Origin of the sequence: Ruminobacter sp. RM87 (assembly GCF_000701925.1) — a bacterium.
Classification (GTDB): domain Bacteria; phylum Pseudomonadota; class Gammaproteobacteria; order Enterobacterales; family Succinivibrionaceae; genus Ruminobacter; species Ruminobacter amylophilus.
The window spans coordinates 1-2152 of sequence record NZ_JNKD01000111.1 but is presented as its reverse complement, the minus strand read 5'-3'; the positions used below and the strand labels follow the sequence as shown (position 1 = coordinate 2152).

Below are 2152 nucleotides of genomic sequence, written 5' to 3'. Positions count from 1 at the left end.
GAGAATTTCTTAAAAAACAGGGGTAAAAGTGTAATATTTAATGGATTTGTGATGAGATTTACCCTAGTTATACACTAGGGTGTGCGGAGTTTAGGTTTCAAAGAAACGTTTTTTTTGCCGTCTGTTTTTCAGAAGATGTCTGCAGGCCGGTGTTTAAATGCCGTTTTTCTTCTGTTATAAAAGCACGGCAGGGCTGAATTATCTGAATTTGCCTGAACGGTGCTGACTTTTCACACTGGTTGAAATCCGCACGAAGAGTATTTTTGTGAAAATGTTTTATTCTTTTTTGTAGTTAAATTTTTGAAAAAGTTTATAATAGGCGTGCTTAGTATTTTTGTCACAGGTCCGGTCGCTGAATTTTGACCTGTGATCCAAATTTTGCCGTATGGGCGTAGTTTATTAAATAGGATGTAGAAAATGTGCGGTATCGTTGGTATTGTAGCCACCACCCCTGTTAATCAAGCTCTTTATGATGCTCTGACCGTTTTACAGCATAGAGGTCAGGACGCTGCAGGTATTGTTACCAGCTATGACGGTAATTTCAAACAGCGGAAGGCAAACGGCCTGGTGCGTGATGTTTTTGAAACCAAGCATATGTACAGGCTGAAGGGTAATATCGGTATTGGTCATGTCCGTTATCCGACCGCCGGTTCATCTTCCGCAGCTGAAGCTCAGCCATTCTATGTAAACAGTCCTTTCGGTATTGCTCTTGCACACAACGGCAACCTGACCAACGTTCAGGAGCTTCGTGAAAAGTGCAACAAGTTCCATCGTCACGTGAACACCACTTCAGACTCTGAAGTTCTTCTCAATGTTTTTGCTCATGAAATCGACAAGTGCAACTGTGATGACATCACCGCTGATGAGATTTTCGATGCGGTACACAGAGTAAACGATCAGATCAGAGGTGCCTACGGCGTGGTATCACTGATCCTCGGCGTAGGTCTGGTAGCCTTCAGAGATCCTAACGGTATCCGTCCGCTGGTTCTCGGTCAGAGAGAAGGTGAAAACGGCAAGACCGAATATGCCGTTGCTTCAGAAAGCGTTGCTCTGGACATCCTCGGCTTCAGGCTGGTACGTGACGTCGCTCCGGGTGAAGCGATTTTCGTAACTGAAGACGGTAAGCTCTACAACAGAATCTGTGCTTCAGAAACCAAGCTCAATCCATGTATTTTCGAATACGTATATTTCGCCCGTCCGGATTCAATCATGAACGGCGTTTCAGTTTATGCCGCCAGAGTTCACATGGGTACCATGCTCGGTGAAAAGATTAAGCGTGATTTTGCCGACCTTGACATTGACGTGGTTATTCCTATTCCTGAAACCAGCTGCGACATCGCGGTTGAAATCGCCAAATGCCTCGGTGTTCCGTACCGTCAGGGTTTTGTAAAGAACCGTTACATCGGCAGAACCTTCATTATGCCGGGCCAGAAGCAGAGAAAGAAGAGTGTTCGCAACAAGCTCAATCCTATTCCTGCCGAATTCAAGGGCAAGAACGTACTGCTGGTTGACGACTCAATCGTTCGTGGCACCACTTCCGGACAGATCGTTGACATGGCTCATGAAGCCGGCGCGAAGAAGGTTTACTTCGCTTCAGCAGCTCCTGAAATCAGATATCCTAACGTATACGGTATCGACATGCCTTCCAGCAGGGAACTCATTGCCTACGGCAAGACCGCTGAAGAAGTATGCAGATTAATCCGTGCCGATGCTCTCATCTATCAGTCACTTGAAGATCTTGAGAAGGCCGTAAGAATGGAAAATCCTGAACTTGAGAATTTTGAAACCTCAGTGTTCAACGGTCAGTACATTACCAACGACATCGATGAAAACTATCTGAACTTCCTTGATCAGGTTCGTAATGATGATGCCAAGGCAGACAAGGCCTGGAATGATTCAACCGAAAACCTGGAAATCTACAACGAAGCATAAACAGTGAAAAAGGGCGGGACTTCCGTTCCGCCCTAATCAGGAATCTCCGGTCGCGTATGATCGGAGATTTTTTTTGTTTCTGAGAATGCCGTTCAGCAGGCCTTATCATGAATTCCGTGATAAAACCCTAACTCCGCAGATCATAGTTTCTAATTTTTGATTTGCTTCTTTGGGTAAGGTATGCCGAACAAGTCGAAGAGATCTCTGGTTTTTTTAGGGA

1 protein-coding gene is annotated in these 2152 nt (G+C 45.2%); it reads left to right on the top strand.

All coding sequences use genetic code 11. From position 1 onward, the window contains the following. The first annotated feature begins 417 nt into the window (after window positions 1–417). On the top strand, window positions 418–1932 hold the full coding sequence (gene purF / locus T489_RS0112225; protein ID WP_031580295.1) for an amidophosphoribosyltransferase: 1515 nt from the start codon (window positions 418–420) through the stop codon (window positions 1930–1932). Window positions 1933–2152 lie beyond the last annotated feature (220 nt).

What these genes read in the sequence shown, in the direction of transcription:
- purF (WP_031580295.1), top strand. Translation starts at nt 418, where the DNA reads ATGTGCGGTATCGTTGGTATTGTAGCCACCACCCCTGTTAATCAAGCT.